The organism is Pseudomonas sp. TWRC1-2 (genome assembly GCF_049896685.1).
Lineage (GTDB): Bacteria > Pseudomonadota > Gammaproteobacteria > Pseudomonadales > Pseudomonadaceae > Aquipseudomonas.
The window spans coordinates 311,350-331,795 of sequence record NZ_JAFCUU010000006.1 but is presented as its reverse complement, the minus strand read 5'-3'; the positions used below and the strand labels follow the sequence as shown (position 1 = coordinate 331,795).

General features: G+C 61.7%; 20 protein-coding genes. 7 read left to right on the top strand and 13 right to left on the bottom strand.

Annotated features, from left to right (window positions below):
- The first annotated feature begins 60 nt into the window (after positions 1 to 60).
- Both ACP7B3_RS19415 and ACP7B3_RS19410 read left to right on the top strand, forming a co-directional pair.
- Positions 61 to 1,347 (top strand): serine/threonine transporter, encoded by a 1,287-nt coding sequence (locus tag ACP7B3_RS19415; protein ID WP_426180273.1) that lies wholly within the window; start codon positions 61 to 63, stop codon positions 1,345 to 1,347.
- A 300-nt stretch (positions 1,348 to 1,647) separates the two neighbouring features.
- On the top strand, positions 1,648 to 1,962 hold the full coding sequence (locus ACP7B3_RS19410) for a DUF3509 domain-containing protein (protein ID WP_242194545.1): 315 nt from the start codon (positions 1,648 to 1,650) through the stop codon (positions 1,960 to 1,962).
- Here the strand turns inward: ACP7B3_RS19410 and ACP7B3_RS19405 are convergent.
- On the bottom strand, positions 1,959 to 2,447 hold the full coding sequence (locus ACP7B3_RS19405; RefSeq protein WP_106579492.1) for a phosphate-starvation-inducible protein PsiE: 489 nt from the start codon (positions 2,445 to 2,447) through the stop codon (positions 1,959 to 1,961). The two genes, ACP7B3_RS19410 and ACP7B3_RS19405, sit on opposite strands and share 4 nt — an antisense overlap.
- A gap of 302 nt (positions 2,448 to 2,749) precedes the next feature.
- Here ACP7B3_RS19405 and ACP7B3_RS19400 point away from each other — a divergent pair, with 302 nt between their 5' ends.
- Positions 2,750 to 3,010, top strand: coding sequence for a YebG family protein (locus ACP7B3_RS19400; protein WP_016974596.1), 261 nt, complete (start codon positions 2,750 to 2,752; stop codon positions 3,008 to 3,010).
- 54 nt (positions 3,011 to 3,064) lie between these two features.
- Here ACP7B3_RS19400 and ACP7B3_RS19395 read toward each other — a convergent pair whose 3' ends face one another.
- Positions 3,065 to 4,084, bottom strand: a complete 1,020-nt coding sequence (locus tag ACP7B3_RS19395; RefSeq protein WP_145161336.1) for a Glu/Leu/Phe/Val dehydrogenase family protein — start codon at positions 4,082 to 4,084, stop codon at positions 3,065 to 3,067.
- 187 nt (positions 4,085 to 4,271) lie between these two features.
- On the opposite strand from ACP7B3_RS19395, the gene ACP7B3_RS19390 reads away from it, so the two are divergent.
- Entirely contained in the window at positions 4,272 to 5,075 is an 804-nt protein-coding gene (locus ACP7B3_RS19390) for a SirB1 family protein (RefSeq protein WP_426180270.1), read from the top strand.
- A 216-nt stretch (positions 5,076 to 5,291) separates the two neighbouring features.
- On the opposite strand, the gene ACP7B3_RS19385 is transcribed toward ACP7B3_RS19390, so the two are convergent.
- The 4 genes from ACP7B3_RS19385 to hmgA all read right to left on the bottom strand — a co-directional run bounded on the left by ACP7B3_RS19385 (position 5,292) and on the right by hmgA (position 10,029).
- Entirely contained in the window at positions 5,292 to 6,662 is a 1,371-nt protein-coding gene (locus ACP7B3_RS19385; protein WP_426180269.1) for an MFS transporter, read from the bottom strand.
- Between the two features lie 136 nt (positions 6,663 to 6,798).
- On the bottom strand, positions 6,799 to 7,443 hold the full coding sequence (gene maiA, locus ACP7B3_RS19380) for a maleylacetoacetate isomerase (protein ID WP_145161330.1): 645 nt from the start codon (positions 7,441 to 7,443) through the stop codon (positions 6,799 to 6,801).
- 12 nt (positions 7,444 to 7,455) lie between these two features.
- Entirely contained in the window at positions 7,456 to 8,742 is a 1,287-nt protein-coding gene (fahA, locus tag ACP7B3_RS19375) for a fumarylacetoacetase (RefSeq protein WP_416364344.1), read from the bottom strand.
- Between the two features lie 3 nt (positions 8,743 to 8,745).
- A complete protein-coding gene (hmgA, locus tag ACP7B3_RS19370; RefSeq protein ID WP_426180268.1) occupies positions 8,746 to 10,029 on the bottom strand; it encodes a homogentisate 1,2-dioxygenase in 1,284 nt (427 codons plus the stop codon).
- Between the two features lie 122 nt (positions 10,030 to 10,151).
- Between hmgA and ACP7B3_RS19365 the strand changes: the two genes are divergently transcribed.
- A complete protein-coding gene (locus ACP7B3_RS19365) occupies positions 10,152 to 10,931 on the top strand; it encodes an IclR family transcriptional regulator (protein WP_426180267.1) in 780 nt (259 codons plus the stop codon).
- A gap of 1 nt (position 10,932) precedes the next feature.
- Here ACP7B3_RS19365 and dacB read toward each other — a convergent pair whose 3' ends face one another.
- The 7 genes from dacB to ACP7B3_RS19330 all read right to left on the bottom strand — a co-directional run bounded on the left by dacB (position 10,933) and on the right by ACP7B3_RS19330 (position 18,684).
- Complete coding sequence (gene dacB / locus ACP7B3_RS19360) at positions 10,933 to 12,384, bottom strand: D-alanyl-D-alanine carboxypeptidase/D-alanyl-D-alanine endopeptidase (protein WP_426180266.1); 1,452 nt, start codon at positions 12,382 to 12,384, stop codon at positions 10,933 to 10,935.
- Between the two features lie 212 nt (positions 12,385 to 12,596).
- On the bottom strand, positions 12,597 to 15,017 hold the full coding sequence (locus ACP7B3_RS19355; RefSeq protein ID WP_262210605.1) for a TonB-dependent siderophore receptor: 2,421 nt from the start codon (positions 15,015 to 15,017) through the stop codon (positions 12,597 to 12,599).
- 109 nt (positions 15,018 to 15,126) lie between these two features.
- Complete coding sequence (locus tag ACP7B3_RS19350; RefSeq protein WP_426180264.1) at positions 15,127 to 16,062, bottom strand: glutathione S-transferase family protein; 936 nt, start codon at positions 16,060 to 16,062, stop codon at positions 15,127 to 15,129.
- A gap of 76 nt (positions 16,063 to 16,138) precedes the next feature.
- Complete coding sequence (locus ACP7B3_RS19345; protein ID WP_025855645.1) at positions 16,139 to 16,414, bottom strand: GIY-YIG nuclease family protein; 276 nt, start codon at positions 16,412 to 16,414, stop codon at positions 16,139 to 16,141.
- Between the two features lie 36 nt (positions 16,415 to 16,450).
- On the bottom strand, positions 16,451 to 16,921 hold the full coding sequence (locus ACP7B3_RS19340; protein ID WP_426180262.1) for a nuclear transport factor 2 family protein: 471 nt from the start codon (positions 16,919 to 16,921) through the stop codon (positions 16,451 to 16,453).
- A gap of 91 nt (positions 16,922 to 17,012) precedes the next feature.
- Positions 17,013 to 17,648, bottom strand: a complete 636-nt coding sequence (locus tag ACP7B3_RS19335) for a response regulator (protein WP_426180260.1) — start codon at positions 17,646 to 17,648, stop codon at positions 17,013 to 17,015.
- A 205-nt stretch (positions 17,649 to 17,853) separates the two neighbouring features.
- On the bottom strand, positions 17,854 to 18,684 hold the full coding sequence (locus tag ACP7B3_RS19330) for a response regulator (RefSeq protein ID WP_426180258.1): 831 nt from the start codon (positions 18,682 to 18,684) through the stop codon (positions 17,854 to 17,856).
- 399 nt (positions 18,685 to 19,083) lie between these two features.
- On the opposite strand from ACP7B3_RS19330, the gene ACP7B3_RS19325 reads away from it, so the two are divergent.
- Positions 19,084 to 19,713, top strand: coding sequence for a DUF1120 domain-containing protein (locus ACP7B3_RS19325; RefSeq protein ID WP_145161312.1), 630 nt, complete (start codon positions 19,084 to 19,086; stop codon positions 19,711 to 19,713).
- A 73-nt stretch (positions 19,714 to 19,786) separates the two neighbouring features.
- A complete protein-coding gene (locus ACP7B3_RS19320) occupies positions 19,787 to 20,410 on the top strand; it encodes a DUF1120 domain-containing protein (protein WP_145161310.1) in 624 nt (207 codons plus the stop codon).
- Positions 20,411 to 20,446 lie beyond the last annotated feature (36 nt).

The following is a 20,446-nucleotide window of genomic DNA, read 5'->3' as shown; positions in this document are numbered from 1 at the left end:
GGAGCACTGCAACCCGTCCTGAACGTGAGCCCGCGCAAAAATAATAACGAGGCAATATCGATGACCGATGTACGTACACCTGCTGCTGAAAACCCTGTTTCAGAAAAAACCGTGACCACCGGCTGGACCAAACACGACACCACCTGGATGCTGGGCCTCTACGGTACGGCCATCGGCGCGGGCACCTTGTTTCTGCCGATAAATGCGGGCGTCGGCGGCTTCTGGCCGCTGATCGTGCTGGCGCTGCTGGCTTTTCCGATGACCTTCTTCGCTCACCGTGGACTGACGCGCTTTGTGCTGTCAGGCAAATCCGGCGACATCACTGACGTAGTCGAAGAACACTTCGGCGTCGGTGCCGGCAAGCTGATCACCTTGCTGTACTTCTTCGCCATCTTCCCGATTTTGCTGGTGTACAGCGTGGCGCTGACCAACACGCTGAGCAGCTTCATGGAACACCAACTGCACATGGCCCCGCCGCCTCGGGCGATCCTCTCGCTGGTGCTGATCCTCGGCCTGATGGCCATTGTGCGCTGCGGCCAAGGCGTGATCGTCAAGGCCATGAGCGTGCTGGTGTACCCCTTCGTCGCTGCCCTGCTGTTGCTGGCCGTGAGCCTGATCCCCAACTGGAACGGCGCGTTCTTCGCCTCCGCCAGCGAAGGCATGCCGCTGCCGGTTTTCTTCAAAACGCTGTGGCTGGCAATCCCGGTGATGGTGTTTTCCTTCAACCACTCGCCGATCATCTCCGCGTTCGCCGTCGACCAAAAGCGCGTGTACGGCGCCCAGGCCGAGCGCAAGAGCAGCGGCATCCTCGCCACTGCGCACGGCATGATGGTGCTGACCGTAATGTTCTTCTGCTTCAGCTGCGTGCTGGCCCTGTCGCCGGCTGACTTGGCGGCTGCCAAGGCGCAGAACATTTCGATCCTGTCGTACCTGGCCAACCACTTCCAGACCCCGGTAATCGCCTACGCCGCGCCGTTGATCGCGTTGGTGGCTATTACCAAATCTTTCCTGGGCCATTACATCGGTGCCAGCGAAGGTTTCCAGGGCTTGATCGTCAAATCCCTGCGTGGGCGTAACCGCGCGATGTCGTCCAAAGGGCTGGAACGCTGCACCGCGCTGTTCATGGTGCTCACCTGCTGGGCCGTGGCCACGTTCAACCCAAGCATTTTGGGCATGATCGAAACCCTGGGCGGGCCAATCATCGCGTGCCTGCTGTTCCTGATGCCGATGTACGCGATCCGACGCGTGCCGTCTCTGCGTCAGTATTCGGGCCAGCTGTCGAATGTGTTTGTGGCGGTGATCGGTCTGATTGCGCTGTCTGCGATCGTTTTCTCGGTATTGCCCTGAAATAGCCCACTGACCTCAAGCACAGCACAAAACAAATGTGGGAGCGGGCTTGCCCGCGAATGCAGTCTTTCAGCCGAGTATCTATTGGCTGATACACCGCTTTCGCGAGCAAGCCCGCTCGCACATTCAGACTTCACTGGCGCGAAGATCGCTGTACGGCACGCCCCTTGCTGTACAGCTCTTGAGGAAAACGGACCTTGTGAAAACCTCAGCGACGGAGTGGCCGGTAGTCAGGCAACGCGAACTAATCCAGACGCCGGTCGTCAATGACTGCATGTTCTTATCAGGCGGTAACGCACCATGGACAATCCTTTTCAGATCATCACCGACACCTTTACGCCCAAATACCGCGTCAACCTGAGCATCCAACGGCTGGATGGCAGCATCATGCTCACCCTCTCGAACGAGGATGGCGTGGTCGCCAAACGCATGATCAGCGCCGAACAGCGCAACGACCCGCAACGGCTCAAACGGCTGGTGCAAAGCATTCAGTTCGGCATCGCCATCGAGCAGGGCCACAGTGCCATGGAGATTCTGACGGTGATGACGGACGGCGACCATAAAGTGCTGCAGCAACCGCCCGCTCGCGCCCTGCCCTTCAGCGTCGGGCTTTAAAGCTCGCCCTTCTCGGTTTCCAGGCTCGCCTCGCCTTTGCGACGCGGGCCTTCAACCTTCACCGAAGGAAATGCCGACGAGGCGTAGCGCACCACCAGGATCGAGAACGCCAACAGCAGAATGCCTCCGCACAGGTAGATGATGCCGATGTCCGGCGGGTTGTGGTGGGAGACGTTGGAGATCAGCAGGCGCGTCAGCGCGGTGATTGCCACGTAGATCAGAAAGCGCACCGGCATGTGGTTGGTCTTGAAATAAATCCCGACCATCGCACCCAATTCCAGGTAGATGAACAGCAGCAAAATGTCATCGATCTTGATGTGCCCGGTTTCCAGCATCCCCAGAAATTCCATCACCGCCGCCCAGGCGGTCACCGCACCAATGGCGAACAGCGCCAGGTAGTGGAATGTCTCGACAAACAAATTACCCAGCGACTCAGCCAGCCCATGGACGTTCTGGCGCAGTTTTTCGGCCCAGTTGATTTTCACGATGATGCTTCCTTAGGTCGGCTCGACCGGATAATGCGGGTTGGACGTGACGGTTGTTCTGCATGCAGAAAAAAGGCCAGACACTGGAAGTTGAGATGGTGGCCGCGTGATATGAGGCACAAGGTCGTCACAGGTAAGTCGCTAACCTCAAATCCGTGCGCCTTCCTGCAGTGCTCAATGCCTATTTCCCGACTACATTAAAAAACTGCTACCCAAACCCCGTGGTTTGGCTTACCCTTTTCGCTGTATATAAATACAGTAGTCGCAAAAGACAACTATCGTGAAGGCATGTGAGGTGGTGAATGGCCGTCGAAGTGGTATACCGCAGCAGCCGAGATCTGGAGCGTTTGTTCATGGATAAAGCCGAAGCTGACCGTCATGACAAAATGCTTGAACTCGCTGAGTTGCTGGCAGAAGTGTTGCAAAAAGCCGTGCCGTCCCTGAGCGAGCAGCAGGTGGAAGAAGCTGGGATCTACATGGCGAAGAACCGCGATGTATTTGCCAAGGCGTTCAAGAGCCAACCGGACGCATTGTCCGAGTTGCTGAACCCAACGGCAGAATAAAGCCCGAATTGAACAGGCCCTGAATCATTGATTCAGGGCCTTTTTAATGCCCGATTATGGGTACAGCAAGCGTTCGGCCAGCTCATCTGCCACCCGGGCAGGCGAGCGTTTCTCGGCTTGGGCGTGGGCGAAGATTTCCGTCAGGCGCGTGCCGATGTTCGCCAGGTGCGCAGTGATGCCCGGCAACTCGGCGCCGCTATGTTTGAGGGCAACATAGATCAGGCCGCCGGAATTGATCACGTAGTCCGGCGCGTAAAGGATGCCGCGCCCTTCCAACTGGTCGGCGATGTCCAGGGTGGTCAGCTGCGCGCTGGCCGAACCCGCCACGGCGGCGCAGCGAAGCTGGCCAACACTGTGTCGATTGAACACGGCGCCGACGCCGCAAGGCGCGAGAATGTCGCACGGCGTGCTGAGCAAGGCGTCATTGGCGATGGGGTGCGCACCGAGCTGCTCCATCGCCAGTTGCACCTTGCCGTTATCGATATCGCTGACCAGCAGTTCGGCGCCGGCCGCGTGCAGTTGCTCGGCCAGGGCGTAACCGACATTGCCCAGGCCCTGGACGGCCACGCGCAAACCTTCCAGGTTGTCACTGCCCAGCCGGGCCATGGCGGCGGCGCGGATGCCGGTGAACACGCCCATGGCCGCATGCGGCGCCGGGTCGCCCGCGGCAGTGGTGCTGGTGACGAAGCGGGTGTGCTGGGCGATGCAATCCATGTCCGCCACCGAAGTGCCGCTGTCGATGGAGGTGATAAAGCGGCCGTCGAGCTTTTCGATGCAACGGCCAAACGCTTCGAACAACGCTGCGCGGCTTTCCACGTGTACGGGCCGGATGATGACTGCCGTGCCGCCGCCCACCGGCAAACCGGCCAGGGCGGCCTTGTAGCTCATGCCTTGGGCCAGGCGCGCGGCATCGGCCACGGCACTTTCATCGTCGGGGTAAGACAGGTAGCGACAACCGCCCAAGGCAGGGCCCAGGCGGCTGTTGTGAATGGCTATGATCGCCTTCAGCCCGGTCACCGGATCGACGCTCAGGTGCAGCGATTCAAGGCGGGTGCTGTGCATGAGAGCAAACATCGTCAAGCTCCCGGATCACTTCTGGTAGAGGCCCAAGTATAGGCTGACGGTAGGAAACTGCCGAAGTGCGCTGGAATAAGCCGACCCAATTCACAGATCCCGCGACATAAGCAGGCCGGATATTTCTTAAGTCACTGGACGAAAATTCGCAGCAAGGCTAAAACGGGGGCATCCGCCGGAGAACGCAATGAATCCCCGCACAGCCTTTTTCGCCTGCCTGGACCGTTCACCCCCAGCGCTGTTTGAAGCCGCGCTGTGGATTGCTGCCGAACACGACCCGGCCGTACAGCCGTTGCTGATCCTGCAAGCGCTGACCCTGCTGCAACAACAGGTCAGCGTGGGCATGCCCCTGTTGCCGGCGGATGAACTCGGCCAGCCGCTGCTGCGGCGCATGAATGACCTGGGCTTCGCTCAGGATGACTTCACCCCACTGCGCCCCGCCGCGGCCCTTCTCGACAAGGTGCTGCAGCGTAAACGCGGGCAACCGTTGGCGATGGGCTTGATCGCGCTGGAGATGGCCCGGCGCCTGGACATTCCGATGGTCGGTGTGAATTTTCCGGGGCATTTCCTGCTGCGCGTGCCCGGTGCCGATCACCTGCTGGACCCATGCGGCGGGCGGCGTCTGTACCCCAATGATTGCCGTGAGTTGCTGCACCGCCAGTACGGCCCGAATCTCAAGTTACAGGCCGACCACTTGCTCACCGCCGAGCCGCGCTCGATCCTGCAACGGTTGTCACGCAACCTGCGCCAACTGCATCTCTCCAACGACAACCCGCTGGCCGCGTTGATCGACGCCGAGCGCGTGCTGGAATTGGGCAATGCCAGTGTCGCCGATTACCTGGCCCGGGCCAGCCTGTACCAGCGCCTGGATTGCCCCAGCGCCGAACGCTTCGACCTGGAGCACGCGTTGTTGCTCAGCGAAGACCCGATCCAGCGCCTGCGCCTGACCGAGCGACTGGGGCACTTGCCGCCCAATTCAGTGGTGCATTGAACTAGCGATTGCGGGTTATATGGTCTGTCGTGGCGAGCGGGCTTGCCCCGCGTTGGGCTGCGCAGCAGCCCCAATCCCCAATCCCCAATACAGTCACCGCATCTCTCCAGACAAACCGCAGTGGTAGGTTTTTGGGGCCGCTTCGCAGCCCAACGCGGGGCAAGCCCGCTCGGCACAACACGCCAGCTCGCTACAAAGTCTGCCAAGCCAACAAGATCAGTGCTTGGCCGGTGCTTTGAGAATATCGCTGTGGAGTGGCCCCTTCGCCGCAGCTGATCCAGGCGAACGCACCTGAATGATCAACAACGCCGCAATCACCGCCGGAATCGCGCAGAAGAAGAAAATCTGCTGCACCGGAATATGCATGGCCAACAGCATGCTGCCAAACAGCGGCCCCAGAATTGACCCGAATCGCCCCACGCCCAAAGCCCAGCCGGTGCCCGTGGCGCGCACGTGTGCCGGGTAGAAATTACTGGCGAAAGCATTGAGGGTCAGTTGCCCACCGATGATGCAGAACCCGGCCGCAAACACACAGGCCACCAGATAACGCGGGTTATCGTGATTCAGGCCGAGCAGGATGGTGCACACCGCAGCAGCGGCCAACACGCCGGACAACAGCCGCACTTTGCTTTTCAAGCGATCGGCAAACCAGGCCATGCCGATGGCGCCCAAGGTGCCGGCAAACAGGAACATCGAGGTCACCAGATTGGCTTCCTTCAATTGCAGGCCGCTTTCCAGCAGCAACGACGGCAGCCAACTGATCATGAAATACAGCAGGATCAGGCTGACGAAAAAGGTTGCCCAGATCAGCACGGTCGGGCGCGCGTAGCCGTTGCGAAACAGCTCCACCACCGTCAGTTTGCTGCCCTGCTCCTGAAGGTTCTGCGCTTCACTCGCCAGCGGCGGTTGCCACCCCGGCAGCATGCGCGCGGTGACTGTACGCAAGCGCGCATACGGCGGTGCATCGCGTAACAGGCGCGGCAGGGATTCCGGCAACAGCCACACCAGGAAAGGAAACAGCAGCAACGGCGTCACGCCGCCCGCCAGGAACACCGCCTGCCAGCCGTAGCCTTCGATAAAACCGGCGGCGACAAAACCACCGGCTGCGCCGCCAAACGAAAAGCCACACGCGGCCAGCGTCACCATCAAGGTGCGCATACGCGGGGGCGAATAGTCCGACATCAGCGCCATGGCACTCGGCATCGCGCCGCCCATGCCGATGCCGCAGATAAACCGCGCGGCCATCAACGTGGTCAGGGAATTGGCAAACACCATCAGCACCGTGAGACTGGCGTAGATCAGCACACAGCCGAGCAGGATGCGGCGCACGCCGAAGCGGTCCGCCAATGGCGTCACCAACAGCGAGCCGAGCGTCAGGCCCAGCAGGTTGGCGCTGAACACCGGGCCGAACGCGGCTTTTTCCAGGCCCCAATCCTTGGCCAATGCCGGCACCACATAGCCCAGCACCTGGGCATCGTAGCCATCGGTGACCAGCAGCAACGCCAGCAACACGAGGATCAACCACTGATAGCGCGACACCGGACGGGCGTCGAGTGCCGCACGAAAGCTGGCAATCTGATTGTGCATCGCAAGGTACCTATTATTTTTATAAGGGTGACGCTGATCAACCGTGGGCGCTGGCTTGCCTGCTATGACGGCCTGTCATGTGCGCCATCACTGGCTGACACTGCGCTATCGCGGGCAAGCCCGCTCCCACATTGATTTAGGGTGTGTCCGGGGTGTCGGGTTGGTTAGCCGGGTGCGCCTGCACAAATGCCGGATGCTGCGCCGCTAATGCCGCCACGCGTCCTATGCGCGGATAAGCGCCCAATGGCACTTTGAAACGCTCCGCGGCATACAACTGCGGAATCAGAAACGCATCCGCCATCCCCGGCTGTTCGCCAAAGCAAAAGCCTTTATCGCCAATCAGCTGCTCCACCGCGCCCAGGCCCTGGCTGATCCAATGCCCGATCCACTCCAGCAATTGCGCCTCATCGTGCCCCCACTTGCGCAACAGGTTCTGGGTACTGGAGTTGTGCAGCGGGTGAATATCGCAGCCGATGATGGACGCCACTGCGCGCTCATGGGCGCGCGTGGCCAGGTCTTTGGAAAGCAGCGGCGCCTGTGGATAACGCTCCTCCAGGTACTCGATGATTGCCGGCGACTGAATCAACAGATCGCCTTCGTCCGTACGCAACGCCGGCACGCGGCCCTGCGGGTTGATCGCCAGGTAGTCCGGCTGGCGATTGGCACCGCCCGGCGGTACCAGCAAGTTGACCGGCACCGCGGTGACGTCCAGCCCCTTGAGCGCCAGGGCGATACGCACGCGGTATGACGAAGTGGAGCGGTAGTAAGTGTAGAGTTCCATCGCCCTGCCCTCTTAACGCGCCGCGACGACGGTGCCACGGCATTCGCCGAACCCGATGGAGGCAAACCCTTCGCGGCTGCAACGCGCGCGCAGGATGATTTCGTCGCCGTCTTCGAGAAACTTACGGACCTCGCCCGAGGCCAGTTCAATCGGCTTTTTACCGCCTTCGGTAATCTCCAGCAGGCTGCCGAACTGCCCCGGCTGCGGGCCAGACAACGTGCCCGAACCAAACAGATCACCGGCCTGCAATTGGCAACCATTAACGCTGTGGTGCGCAACCATCTGCGCCACGGTCCAGTACATGTGCTGGGTGTTGCTCAGGGTCAGGCGATGGGCCGGCAGGTTTTGCTCGCGCATCGCGGCGGTGGTCAGCAGCACTTCCAGTTCGATATCAAAACCGCCTGCGGCCTGGTCACGCTTATCCAGCAGGTACGGCAGCGGTTGCGGATCGCCCTCGGGGCGTGCCGGCTGGGCTTTGCGGAACGGCTCCAATGCTTCGGCCGTCACCACCCAGGGCGAAATGCTGGTGATGAAACTTTTCGACAGGAACGGGCCCAGTGGCTGGTATTCCCAGGCCTGGATGTCGCGCGCCGACCAGTCATTGAGCAGGCAGAAACCGGCGATATGCTCGGCCGCATCGCCAATCGCGATCGCGTCGCCCATGGCATTGCCCTGGCCGATCCAGATGCCCAGTTCCAGTTCGTAATCCAGGCGCGCGCAAGGGCCAAACGTTGGCTCGGTCTGGCCGGCCGGCAGCGTTTGGCCTTTAGGGCGGCGCACCTCGGTGCCGGACGGGCGAATGGTCGAGGCACGGCCGTGATAACCGATCGGCACGTATTTGTAGTTGGGCAGCAGAGGATTGTCGGGACGGAACAGCTTGCCGACGTTCTGCGCGTGTTCGATGCCGACATAGAAGTCGGTGTAGTCACTGATTTTTGCCGGCAAGTGCATCTGACAATCAGCGGCCAAGTGCAGCACTTGCGCCTCACGGGTTTGCAATTTGCTGCCTTCGGCAAGCAGTTCCAGCAGGCGTTCGCGCAAGGCCAAACGCGGGCCACGGCCAAGCTCGAACAACGCATTCAACTGGCCGCCGACAGTCGCCTCCACCGCGCGGCGGGCTTCGCCGTCAAACTCATCCAGGGCCGCGTGCAGGTCGAGAATGCAGTCGCCAATCGCCACGCCGCTGCGCGGTGCCGAGCCGTTGATATTGAACACGCCCAGCGGCAGGTTCTGCAGGGGAAAGTCCTGGTGACCGTTAGCGGAGGCCACCCAGCTGCGGGCTAGCGTTGGTTGAGTCATGGGTTATCTCCGGTTCGGGTTGAAGGTGGCAGGCAGTGAGGCCCAGCACGCGTCGTAAGCGGGTTGCAGTTGCGGGCATTCGAGGGCGAACTGTGTGGGGCGCAGCACTTGGCTGGTCTCGAACATGAAGGCCATGGTGTTATCGATCTTGTGCGGCGCCAGCTCGACATTGATCGCCTTGGTGCAGGTTTCACCGTCCGGGCCGTGGGCGCTCATGCAGCTGTGCAGCGAGGCACCGCCGGGCAGGAAGCCTTCGGCCTTGGCGTCGTAGGCGCCCTGGATCAGGCCCATGTATTCGTTCATCAGGTTGCGGTGGAACCACGGCGGCCGGAAGGTGTTCTCGGCCACCATCCAGCGCGGTGGGAAGATGACGAAGTCGAGGTTGGCCAGGCCGTGCACGCTGGTGGGAGAGGTCAATACGGTGAAAATCGACGGGTCCGGATGATCGAAGCTCACCGTGCCGATAGTGTTGAACCGGCGCAGGTCATATTTGTACGGCACGTTATTACCGTGCCAGGCGACCACGTTGAGCGGTGAGTGATCGAGTTCGCAGGCCCACAGTTCGCCGAGAAATTTCTGCACCAGCGTTGTCGGCTTTTTGAGGTCTTCGTAGTGGGCAACCGGCGCGAGGAAGTCACGCGGGTTGGCCAGGCCGTTGCTGCCGATCGGGCCAAGGTCCGGCAGGCGCAGCGGCGCGCCGTGGTTTTCTGCGATGTAGCCGCGTGCTTGGGCATCCAGCAGTTCGACGCGAAATTTCAGGCCACGCGGCAGTACGACAATTTCCAGCGGCTCCACGTCCAGCACGCCCAATTCGGTGGCGATGCGCAGGCGGCCCTGCTCGGGGACGATCAACAGTTCACCGTCGGCGTTGAAGAACACGCGCTCCATCGACCGATTGGCGCGGTAGGTGTAGATGCTGATGCCAGACGGTTGTTGCGACCCGGCGTTGGCAACCATGCCCACCAGGCCGTCGATGAAATCGGTGGGCTCACTCGGAATATCCAGAGGGTTCCAGCGCAAGCGGTTGGGCGTCACTGCGCCCAACGGCCCACCGGCCATTTGCCGCTCAAGCTTGACGAACGCCGGGTGATTGGCCGACGGCTGAATGCGGTACAGCCAGGTGCGGCGGGCTTCGCTGCGCGCCATGGTAAAGGCTGTGCCGGAGAACAGTTCGGTGTACAGGCCGTACGGGGCTTTCTGCGGGGAGTTCTGGCCAATGGGCAGCGCGCCAGGCAGGGCTTCGCTGGCGAATTGATTGCCAAAGCCCGATTGGTATTCGAGGTTCATGGAGCATCCTCTGAGCGGAAGTTGTTTTTATCGTAATCCAGTTACGCATAACGTAATTTGATCACTGTCGACCGTCAAGCTATAAAGACGCCCATTCCCCCCTCTCGGATTCTCGCTCCTCCATGGAAAAGCCCCGCGACACCGGTAAACAGAAAGTCCGCTCGGCCGAAGTGGGCACCGATATTCTCAAGGCCCTCGCCGAACTGTCGCCGGCCACGTCGCTGTCGCGCCTGGCCGAGCATGTGCAGATGCCGGCGAGCAAGGTCCACCGCTATTTACAGGCGTTGATCGCCTCGGGCTTTGCTGAACAGAACACCGCCACCAACCACTACGGCCTGGGTCGCGAGGCGTTGCGCGTGGGGCTGGCCGCGCTGGGCAGCATGGATGTGCTGAAAGTCGGCGCCCTGCCCCTGGCGGAACTGCGCGATGAGTTGAATGAAACCTGCTTTCTGGCGGTGTGGGGCAACCAGGGCGCGACCGTCGTGCACATCGAGCCGGCAGTGCGCGCGATCACGGTGGTGACGCAGCTGGGTTCGGTGTTGCCGCTGCTCAGCTCGTCCACCGGGCTGGTGTTCAGCGCTTACCTGCCGTCGCGGGAAACCGTGGAATTGCGCGAGCGCGAGATTCAGGCCGGTGTCGCCCATGCCTTGGCGGACGATCAGGCTTACGCCAACGCCTGCGAGCAGATCCGCAGCCGTGGCCTGCACTTTGTGCACGGCTTGCTGATGCCCGGCGTCGACGCGTTGTCGGCGCCGGTATTCAACGCGGTCGGCCAGGTCGCGGCCGTGATGACCGTGGTCGGCCCGACCTCACTGTTCCACGCCGATGAAGATGGCCCGGCGGCGCAACGCTTGCTGGCGGCGACCCGGGCCGTGAGTTGGCGGATGGGCTACCAGCCCTGAATCAATCGTCCCAGCGTGACAGGGCCACGGCCACGCGGTTCTCCAGCGCCTTGACCTGCGCGCCGGCCACCACGTAGTTATTGCTCAGCATCGAGAACACCAACGTGCGCCCATGGGCGTCGGTGACGTAGCCGCTCAATGACGAGACGCCGCCCATGGAGCCGGTTTTGGCATGCAGGTTGTTTTCAGCCGGCGTGCCGCGCAAGCGATAACTCAGGCTGCCGCCGGTCATGCGGTCAGTGTTGCCGGCAATCGGCAGCGCGTTGTACCAGGCGTTGAACCACGGCTGTTTGCGCGCGGCCAGCAGCAGGTCGGTGAGGGTTTGCGACGACACCAGGTTCTGCCGCGACAGCCCGGAGCCGTCGACTTGATGCAGCGCCGCGGTATCCAGGCCCTGACGCTTAAGGAAACCGGCGACTGCCACCACACCCGCCGCCGCCGTGCCGCTATTGGCGGTCTGACGGCCCATGGCCTTGAGCAAGGCTTCAGACATGTTGTTGTTCGAGAGTTTGAGCAGCGGCGTGATCAATTCCTGCAACGGCGCCGATTGATGCTCGGCCAGCATGGTCACGCCGGCAGGGGTTGCAGCCCCCACCACTCGACGCCCAAGCACGGTAATGCCCTGCTGTTTGAGGGCCTGCTCAAACAGATTGGCCACCAGTTGCGTAGGTTCCCACACGCTGACCAGCTGCGGACTCTGCCTGCCCGGCGCCACTGCACCGCTGAGCTGCAGCAGGTTGGTGCCATGGCGGCGGTTGATGCCATACGTATTGCCCGGCCCACTGACCGCGCGGTTGCTCAATTGCAGGTAATCGGTGGGCGGGAAGATCTCGACGCTCACTGGCTGGCCGACACGCGCTGGCGCCTTGGCTGTGACCAGCACGCTGCCCGCATCAAAATCCGCATTGGGTGACACGGTCAGCGCCGAAATCTGCGCGCCATAGTAGGTGGTTTCATCGTCGTGGGACCAATCGACACCGAGCCGCTCGGCGTCAAACCAGGTGTCGTCGAACACGATGTCGCCCTGCACTTGGCGCACGCCCTGGCTGGCCAGTTGCGCGGCCAGCGCCTGGTAGTCGGCGAACTGAATCGTCGGGTCGCCGAGGCCTCGCAGGTACAAGTTGCCCGTCAGGCGATCGCCCTGGCGTATGCCATTGCTCAGCAGTTGCGTGGAGAACCGGTATTGCGGGCCCAGCACGTCCATCGCCGCCGCCGTGGTCAGCAGCTTGAGATTGGACGCGGGGACCAGACGCGTGCGCGGGTTGTGCTGATAAAGCGTGGCGCCACTGCGCGCGTCACGCACGGTCAGCGAAACCGTGGCGCCGTGCAGCGTCGGGTCGGCCAGCAGTTGATCAAGGGAGTTGGAAGTCTGCGAAACACTCGCGCAGCCGCCCAGTAAAAAGCTCAAGCCAACCAGCATCGCGCTGGTGTGTATCCATCTGCCCAAGTGCATCAGTAGCGTTTTCCCGCGAAGTCTTCAGTGGCGGCAACGCTACCAGCTCAATGCCGTTGTGGCGAGCGGGCTTGCCCCGCGTTGGGCTGCGAAGCGGCCCCTGGTAAGGCCACCGCGTTTTTCCAGGCACACCGCGGTGCTTGGTTTTGGGGCTGCTTCGCAGCCCAACGCGGGGCAAGCCCGTTCGCCACAACAGCAGCCCGTCTGACGCATTAAAACTGAAGCGTACTGGACACCGACACCTGCCGCGCATCGCCTAGCGACACAAACACCCGGCTCGCGGCCGAGGTGTAGTACGTGCGGTCGAACAGGTTCTTCACGTTGAGCTGGAACTTGACCTTCTGGCCTTCGATCTTGGTGTCATAGGTGGCAAACGCGTCGGCGACGGTGTAGCCCGGCAGGTTGAAATCGTTGGCGGCATCGCCTGCGCGCTCGCCCACATAACGGGCGCCTGCGCCCAACCGCAGTTGGTCGCCACCGAAAATAGTGCCGAAATCATAGACCGCCGACAGCGAGCCCGTGTGCTTGGCCACGTTTTGCAGGCGGTTGCCCTCAAGCGTCGGGTCTTTGTCCTTGGTGTCGAGCGCATCGGTGTAGGCGTAGCTGCCGATCACGCTCCATTGGTCGGTCAACTGGCCGGTGGCGTCCAGCTCCAGACCACGGGAGCGCACCTGGCCGGCAATGCTGTAAACGGTGTTGGCCCCTGATCCCACCGAGACCAGCACGTTGCGCTTATCGATATTGAACAACGCCGCACTGGCGGTAATACGCCCCGGGATATCGAGCTTGGCGCCCAGCTCCCACGACTTGGACTCCTCAGGCGTGAGGTCGCCGGTCAAGGTGCTGCCATCGGCCAGGGCGGCGATGGTGGAGTTGGGTTTGAACGATTCGGTGTAGCTGCCGTAAAACGACAACTCATCCGTGTAGCGGTACACCAGGCCGGCGCGCGGCACCCACGCCTGGCCATTGCCGTTGGTGTTGGCCGTGAACGGCACACCCTTGCCGGCGTACTGGTCATACATCTGATAGCGCACACCGCCCACCAGGATCCACTGATCGGTCAGGTGAATGGCGTCCTGGAAAAATAGTGAGTCGCTGCGCAGCAGGTCCGTCTGGGCGCTGTCCTTGGCACTGACGGTGGTGCCTTGCACGTCCCTGCCATAGACCGGATCGAGGTAGCTGAAGGCGCTGCGTTGCGCCTGGCGGATCAAGTCGGCGCGGTAGATCTTGCGGTACTCATCGTCCAGGCCAAACACCAGGTCATGCTGCATGCCACCGACGTTGACGCTGCCTTCCAGGCTCATCGTGGCAAAACGATCGGTGGTCAGCGCACCCCGCGTGCCGTCCATGCTGCGGGTCAAGGTGCCGTTGGAATTGACCGAAACCGTGCGCACCTGGCTGGCATCATAGGTCTCGCGGTTCCAGCTGTAGCCCAAGTGCGCCTTCCAGTCGTCGTTCAAGTCGTGGTCGACTTCCAGGCGATACAGGTCGGAGCGGCCTTCCATGTTGTTGAACGGCTCATCCAGTCGCCGGGTCGCGGGGATGTTCAGCGGGTGATTGGTCTTGGGGTCGATGGCGGTGCCACGGTCGAACGGCGAGAGGAATTCTCGGTGCTCGTAGGCGAAGACCACTTTGGTGGTGTCGCCGTACCAGGCCAGGGACGGCGCCACCAGCGTCTCGCGGTGGGTGCCGAAATTGCGCCAGTAATCTTCGTCTTCATGGTCGACGATCAGACGGTACGCCAGGCCGCTGTCGCCAATCGGGCCAGTGGTATCGAGGTTACCGCCACTGCCGTTCTTGCCGTCGCCGAAGGTCGAGCCACGTGCGGTCAGGGAGGTGGATTGAGTCAGTTCCGGCTTTTTGCTGACGATATTGACCACGCCGCCCGGGTCCTGAATACCGTACAACAATGACGACGGGCCCTTTAGCACTTCAACGCGCTCGGCGGTGGAGTTCAACGCTCGCCCCTGCACCACGGGCATGCCGTCTTGCATGATCGAGCCATTACGGTTATCGCCAAACCCGCGCAGCATCACCGCATCCTGAGTACTGGCCAAGGTGTTGGCCTGGGTGATGCCGCTGATATTGGCGAGGGCGTCATCCAGGTTACGCGGGGTCTGGTCGCGCAGCACTTGGGCGGGCACCACGTTGACGGTTTGCGGGGTTTCCAGCAACAGGCCATGGGAGCGCATCACCGAGCTGGTGGGCGGTGGCTGGTAACTGGTGCTGTCCTGGGCCTGGCCGGCACCGCTGATGGTGGTGGCGCCGAGGTTGACCGCGCCGTCGGTGGGCACAGGTTCAAGGGCCAAGGTGTGGGCGTCGATCTGGCGGAAGGTAAAGCCTGAGTGGCCGAGCAGGCGTTGCAGGGCCTGGGTCGCGCTCATTTGCCCGCTGACGGCAGGAGCACTGAGACCGTAGGGCGCTTCATCGGTATAGATCACGCTGATCCCGGTGACGCGGCTGAAATCACTCAGGGCCTGGGGCAGCGGCTTGGCTGCCAGCGCAAAATTGAACTGGGCGCTTTGCTGCTCCTGCGCCTGCGCCACGGCCAGGGGCAGCAACGCCAGCCCCGACACCGCCAGTACCGAGGCTCCCAGCCACTGTTTTACCCAACCGCCCGCCGTCGATTTCATGCTGTGAGAACCCGTGTAGAAAACGCTGTTAATGCGAATAGATCGCAGTTTCAAGCACTACACGGATGGGCGGTGGATTTACCTCACGTTGTTTTGAAAATAATTTTATTTACTGCGCCTGAATGCGGAACCCCAACCGAGGGAAATGCACATGCACGGTGCCGCCGCGTTCATCGGTACGCCGCAGGATCAACTCCTCACGCCCGGCGAACAGCAACTCGCCGGCCACCAGATCGGTGCCGTAGTCGGTGGCGCAAATGCTCACCTGCTGGCCCGGCTTGAAGCCGTTCAAGTCCTCGAACAGTTCATCCGGCAAGGCCGCAGGCGTCGCGTTACGCGCCACTTCCAAGGCCTGTTCGGCGCTCATCTCACTGGCAGTGCCATGGCCGAAGCTCAACACACGGTCCAGCCAGGTGGCGACGGCGGGATAGGCATCCACCAGCGGCGCCGTCACTGACGAGCCTTTGAGGAACCACAACGGATGCGCCAGGGCAAAGTCGGCAATCGACGGCTCGCCAAACAGGAAGTCACCTGCCTGGTGCTGCAATTGCTGATCGATGCGGCTGATGATCGTCGGCCATTGGTGCTTGGCCCGATCCAATTGCACGCGGGTGGCAGTGCCGCCACTGAACAGTTTGGCGCGGTCCGCCACCAGCACGTCAAGCATCTGCGGCGGCACCTTGGCGAACTTGACGGCCAGGGATTCGGGCTGGAACACCAGCGCCACGGCATGCGAGAACACCAACGAATCGGCCCACGCGGCGAAGCTTTGCGTGACCAGCTCAAGGCCTTGGGGAAACAGCGCCGGCGCGGACTTTTCCTGCTCCAGGCGGTGGGCGATCAAGGCGGTGTCGCAGTAGATATCGGCGCCGACTTGCAGCACCGGCGTCTTGCGGTAACCGCCGGTGAGGGCCGTGAGGTCAGGCTTGGGCATCACCGGCGAGATAAACACCGAGCGCCAGGACAAGCCCTTGACGCCCAGCATCAGGCGGGCTTTTTCAGCAAAGGGGGATTGCGGGTAGTGGTGCAGGATCAACTCAGACATGCCAGGCTCCGCTCAAGTAAGTGAGCCGCTAGCTTAGCCTGCAACGCCCCAAGTGCGCGCGATGGGAACCCATCAGTCAAATCAATGAACCGCTCGCCGCCAGGCACTCCTTGGCGCTCTTCTTGAGCTTTTTGATCAGCCGCTCCTGGCGCAGCGCCTCGCCCTTGCTCGCACATTGCTCGGTGTACACCAATGCCACCGCGGGGCTGGACAAAAAGAACCGCGCGCCCTTGCCGCTTTGGTGAGAAGCAAAGCGGCGCACCGGGTCATTGCTGATGCCGCAATACAGCGAGCCATTGGCCGCGCGCACCAGGTAGACAAACCAGGGTTTGGGTTCAGGAAGATCAGTCACAGGTCGTTTCGGCAAACCAGAGGAGCGCCAATCTTATCAACGACCGGCCTGAAATGCCCTCAGGCCTTTAAGCGCCTGGGCGCGCACGGCGTTTTTCAACGCAGGCGACCAACCCAGCAACAACCCCTTGAGGCCCAGGGCCTGGCGCGACCAGCGCCACAGGTCGAAGTGATCGTGGTGCTCGCAGATCTTGCCATCGCGAAACACAAACCGCGCGCCGATATCGTTGACCACTGTGTTGCCGGTGGCGCTGAACAGGTACGTCGCCACCCAATGCGCGCTGCCGGTGGCCTCATCGCTGCGCACGTGGTCGAAGGTCAGGGAAAAATCCTTGGCGCGGGTGGTGAGCATGCGCCACATGTCACCTGCGTCACGGCCACGCAGCTCGCCGAACGCGGGGTCGCTGAACACCACATCGTCGGTGTAGCAGGCGGCCATGGCTTCGGCATCCAGGCGCTGGAAGGCACTGTAGAACTCGGTGATCAGGGCGTTGTGGGCATCACTCATGGGCAGGCTCCGCAGGCATCGAAAAGGTAGGCGCACGATAAGCCGCCAGCGCCGGTAAGGCTACCGACATTCGCCGCGCAAATGACCACGCTTACGGCACCATGCCACTGCTGCGAGCATAGGCGAACAAATCCACGTCGGTGGAGATGCACAACCGGCTCATGGCCGTGCTTTTTTGTTTGCTGATGGTCGAGATGCTGCGGTTGACCCGGGCGGCAATCTGGCTGACGGTCATACCGCTGGCGAGCATGCGCACCACTTCACGCTCTTTGCCGGACAACTGCGGCACGGCTTGCTGGTCGCCGGTGCCAGCTTCCACCAACTGCACCCGCAGGCTTTCGCTGACGAAGGTATGGCCTTCGCTCACGGCCTTGATGGCCTGCGGCAACTCCCTGGCTGAGGCACTCTTGGCCACGATGGCCCGCGCGCCTTGTGCGAAGGAAGCGCGCAGCGTGGCGATGTTGGCGAACATGGTCACCAGAATCACTGGCAATCGCGGGTATTGGCGTTGCATCAGGCTCAACAGGCCGTACCCATCAACCTGCTGATTGCCCGGCATGGCAAAGTCGGTCACCAGCAGGTCACAAGGCGTGCTGTCGAGCACTGCCAGCAGTTGATCGGGGCCGTCGGCCTCGCCGACCACCTTGCACTTTCCACTGGCCTCGATCACGACTTTTTGGCCGATACGCACAATCGGATGATCGTCAGCAATTATTACGCGAAGCATGAGACCCACCATGATGGCAACTTGACCTACGCAAAATAGCGCCGGATGTGGCCGGCAACAACCGCCAAGAAAACCAGCCAGGGCAGCCCGTGCAGCATTCGTGGCTGTCGAGAGTTATACCTACAAAACAAACAGAGCAGGCCGTCAGAAAGAAGCTACAGCTCAGGGCGAAATCTTCCTTCACCCCCGATGAAAGCCTGCGTCTTCAAAGCGCCGACAAGTACGCCAGGTAACGCACCAGGTCCTGGCGCAACCGGATCAAGTCGCGGGCATGCGTGGCCACGCCGTCGCCACTTACCCGCGTCATCAGTTGCAGGCCGCGTTTTTCCAGCGAGGTGACGCCCAGAAAGGCCACGCTGCCAATCAAGCGGTGCAGGTGTTGAACGGTTTCGGCGCCATCAAGGCGCATCACCGCGCCCGACAGCGCGCGCAGGTCTTGGCGAGCTTCATGGATCAGGCTGCCAAGCATGCTGTCCACCACTTCGCTGCGGCCAAACATTTGCACCAGCGTCGTACGGGTTGGCCAGCCTTTTTGCCCGACCAATGCCTGTGCCTTTGTGCCCTGCTCGAATGCGCCCACGTGGGCTTGGTCCAGCCAATAGACCAAGACGTGGTGCAGCTGCAAAAAAGTCAGCGGTTTGATCAGCCACGCGTCCATGCCGGCTTCCAGGCACAGGCGGACTTCGTCAGGGCCCAGGTTTGAGGTCAGGCCGATGATGGGCAGTCGCGTCGACAGCGCCTCACGTTCGCGGCGGCGGATTTCGCGCGTCATGGCGTAGCCGTCCATGAGCGGCATCTGGCAGTCGGTCAGAATCAGATCAAAGTGCTGCACGTCCAGGGCGGCCAGCGCAGCTCGCCCATCCCTGCACGCTTGGTGGCCAAGGCCGAGGCGGTCAAGGGTTCCGCTCATCAGCAGGCAGTAAGCTGGATGGTCGTCAACAACCAACACCTTGAGCCGTTGCCAACAGGCAGGCACGGTGGTCAACGCCCGCGAGTCATCCCCACCCCTGCTGCCTGGGGGAATGCCTGATGACATGACTACCTCAACTTACCGTATCGACGGACGATGATGGCACGCCATGCGTGCAGGAAACGGCCGCGCTCTGGCCGATCGGGCGCGGCATTCTGAACCATCTTTTTGATTTTTTTATGACGGCTCAGCGGCGCAAAACGTATTCGAATGACTGCGCCTGGACGATACAAAAACTACGAAACTTCACAATTCCTACGTAAACAACAGCCGGTTCTGACATAAGCGAATGCGCCTTTGCGCTATCCGCCTACTCTCGTATTTGTTGTATTTCCCCGACTCGCCCCCCTCTATAAATTCGCCGCACCCCAACAAGGGGCGCGGCCTGTCCTCCCCACGGTCGCAACACACATGGCTGTTTGCCCTGAGGCACAGTCAGCAATCCTTGCACCGGAACCTCACGACATGAATAAGTCCCTAGCAGCACTCGCCCTCTTTTTAGTGGCCGCTCATCAAGGCCCGGCTGTTGCCGCAAGCTCGGTGGAGTTGATCGTCAAAGGGCTGATCACCCCGAGTGCCTGCACGCCAACCTTGTCCGCCAACGGCATCGTCGATCACGGCAAGATTTCCGCCAAGGACCTCAATCAAGGCACCCCCACTGATCTGCCAGCCGTGACCTTGCAGATGCGTGTGAACTGCGATGCACAGACCTTGTTTGGCTTGAACGGCAACGACAACCGAGCGTCCTCGGCTGTCGTTGCGACGGGCTATGGGCTGGGCTTGATCGATAACACGCAGAAAATCGGCACCTACCACCTTGAGCTGGTGAACCCGGTTGCGGACAACGTCGGCGTCATACCCCTGGAGTCCAACAACGGCGGGCAAACCTGGAGCGCGATTGATGGTGAATATTGGTACAGCGGCAACCTGGCCGGTTTCGGCGGTGTTTCCGGTGGCCTGTATGTCCCCGTGCCTATTCAGGACCTGATCACTGACTTGGCCGTCATGACCCAGATCGTGCCCGCACAAGACCTGAACCTCAGCAATGAAGTGCCCCTCGACGGCTCCGCCACGATCGAAGTGAAGTACCTGTAAACAAGGCTCGCTGACCCGATGCCATGACGCATCGGATCAGCCTCGCGCGCATCGCCCTACTTGGAGGTTTTACATGAACCATCGCACCCTCGCCCCAGTGTTCACGGCGCTGATGGCCGTCATTCCCCAGGCATTTGCCTCCAGCGCCACCGACCTTAGGATCACCGGCCTGATCACGCCCAGCGCCTGCTTGCCCAACCTGTCCAGTGGTGGCGTCGTCGATCATGGCAGGTTGACGGTGAAGGACCTCGATCCCCAACTGCCTACCCGCCTGGAGACCGTCAACCTGCAATTGGAGGTCACCTGCGAGGCAGAAACCCTGTTCACCCTGACCACCGTCGACAACCGCTCCGGCACATCGGCCATCCACCCGGCGAGCCATGGCCTGGGCAGGGTCAATGACGACCAGATGCTGGGCAGTGTGGCGTTCAGCGTACTGGATGCGGTCGCCGACAACGTGCCGGTGCGCACCCTCTTATCCAGCAACGGCGGTGCCGACTGGCGTCCTTCGACGTACCTGGGCCATGCCGGGCTGACCGCTTTCGCCGCCGCCGACAACCTCAACGCCCCGATCGCCGTGAAGGTGTTGACCGCCCGACTCAGCGCCTTCACCACCCTGGTAAAAGGCACCGACCTGAACCTGGTGGATGAAATGCCCATCGATGGTCATGCCACGCTGCAAGTGAAGTACTGGTAAGCCCGCCCTTGCGTGGGCGGCGTCATCGCCCCCACC

Coding starts and splice junctions, on each gene's coding strand:
- ACP7B3_RS19340 (WP_426180262.1), bottom strand. CDS start 16,921: ATGAGTGATGCCCACAACGCCCTGATCACCGAGTTCTACAGTGCCTTC.
- maiA (WP_145161330.1), bottom strand. CDS start 7,443: ATGGAACTCTACACTTACTACCGCTCCACTTCGTCATACCGCGTGCGT.
- ACP7B3_RS19325 (WP_145161312.1), top strand. CDS start 19,084: ATGAATAAGTCCCTAGCAGCACTCGCCCTCTTTTTAGTGGCCGCTCAT.
- ACP7B3_RS19335 (WP_426180260.1), bottom strand. CDS start 17,648: ATGCTTCGCGTAATAATTGCTGACGATCATCCGATTGTGCGTATCGGC.
- dacB (WP_426180266.1), bottom strand. CDS start 12,384: ATGCACTTGGGCAGATGGATACACACCAGCGCGATGCTGGTTGGCTTG.
- ACP7B3_RS19400 (WP_016974596.1), top strand. CDS start 2,750: ATGGCCGTCGAAGTGGTATACCGCAGCAGCCGAGATCTGGAGCGTTTG.
- ACP7B3_RS19385 (WP_426180269.1), bottom strand. CDS start 6,662: ATGCACAATCAGATTGCCAGCTTTCGTGCGGCACTCGACGCCCGTCCG.
- ACP7B3_RS19350 (WP_426180264.1), bottom strand. CDS start 16,062: ATGTCTGAGTTGATCCTGCACCACTACCCGCAATCCCCCTTTGCTGAA.
- ACP7B3_RS19410 (WP_242194545.1), top strand. CDS start 1,648: ATGGACAATCCTTTTCAGATCATCACCGACACCTTTACGCCCAAATAC.
- hmgA (WP_426180268.1), bottom strand. CDS start 10,029: ATGAACCTCGAATACCAATCGGGCTTTGGCAATCAATTCGCCAGCGAA.
- ACP7B3_RS19390 (WP_426180270.1), top strand. CDS start 4,272: ATGAATCCCCGCACAGCCTTTTTCGCCTGCCTGGACCGTTCACCCCCA.
- ACP7B3_RS19415 (WP_426180273.1), top strand. CDS start 61: ATGACCGATGTACGTACACCTGCTGCTGAAAACCCTGTTTCAGAAAAA.
- ACP7B3_RS19320 (WP_145161310.1), top strand. CDS start 19,787: ATGAACCATCGCACCCTCGCCCCAGTGTTCACGGCGCTGATGGCCGTC.
- fahA (WP_416364344.1), bottom strand. CDS start 8,742: ATGACTCAACCAACGCTAGCCCGCAGCTGGGTGGCCTCCGCTAACGGT.
- ACP7B3_RS19365 (WP_426180267.1), top strand. CDS start 10,152: ATGGAAAAGCCCCGCGACACCGGTAAACAGAAAGTCCGCTCGGCCGAA.
- ACP7B3_RS19330 (WP_426180258.1), bottom strand. CDS start 18,684: ATGTCATCAGGCATTCCCCCAGGCAGCAGGGGTGGGGATGACTCGCGG.
- ACP7B3_RS19355 (WP_262210605.1), bottom strand. CDS start 15,017: ATGAAATCGACGGCGGGCGGTTGGGTAAAACAGTGGCTGGGAGCCTCG.
- ACP7B3_RS19395 (WP_145161336.1), bottom strand. CDS start 4,084: ATGTTTGCTCTCATGCACAGCACCCGCCTTGAATCGCTGCACCTGAGC.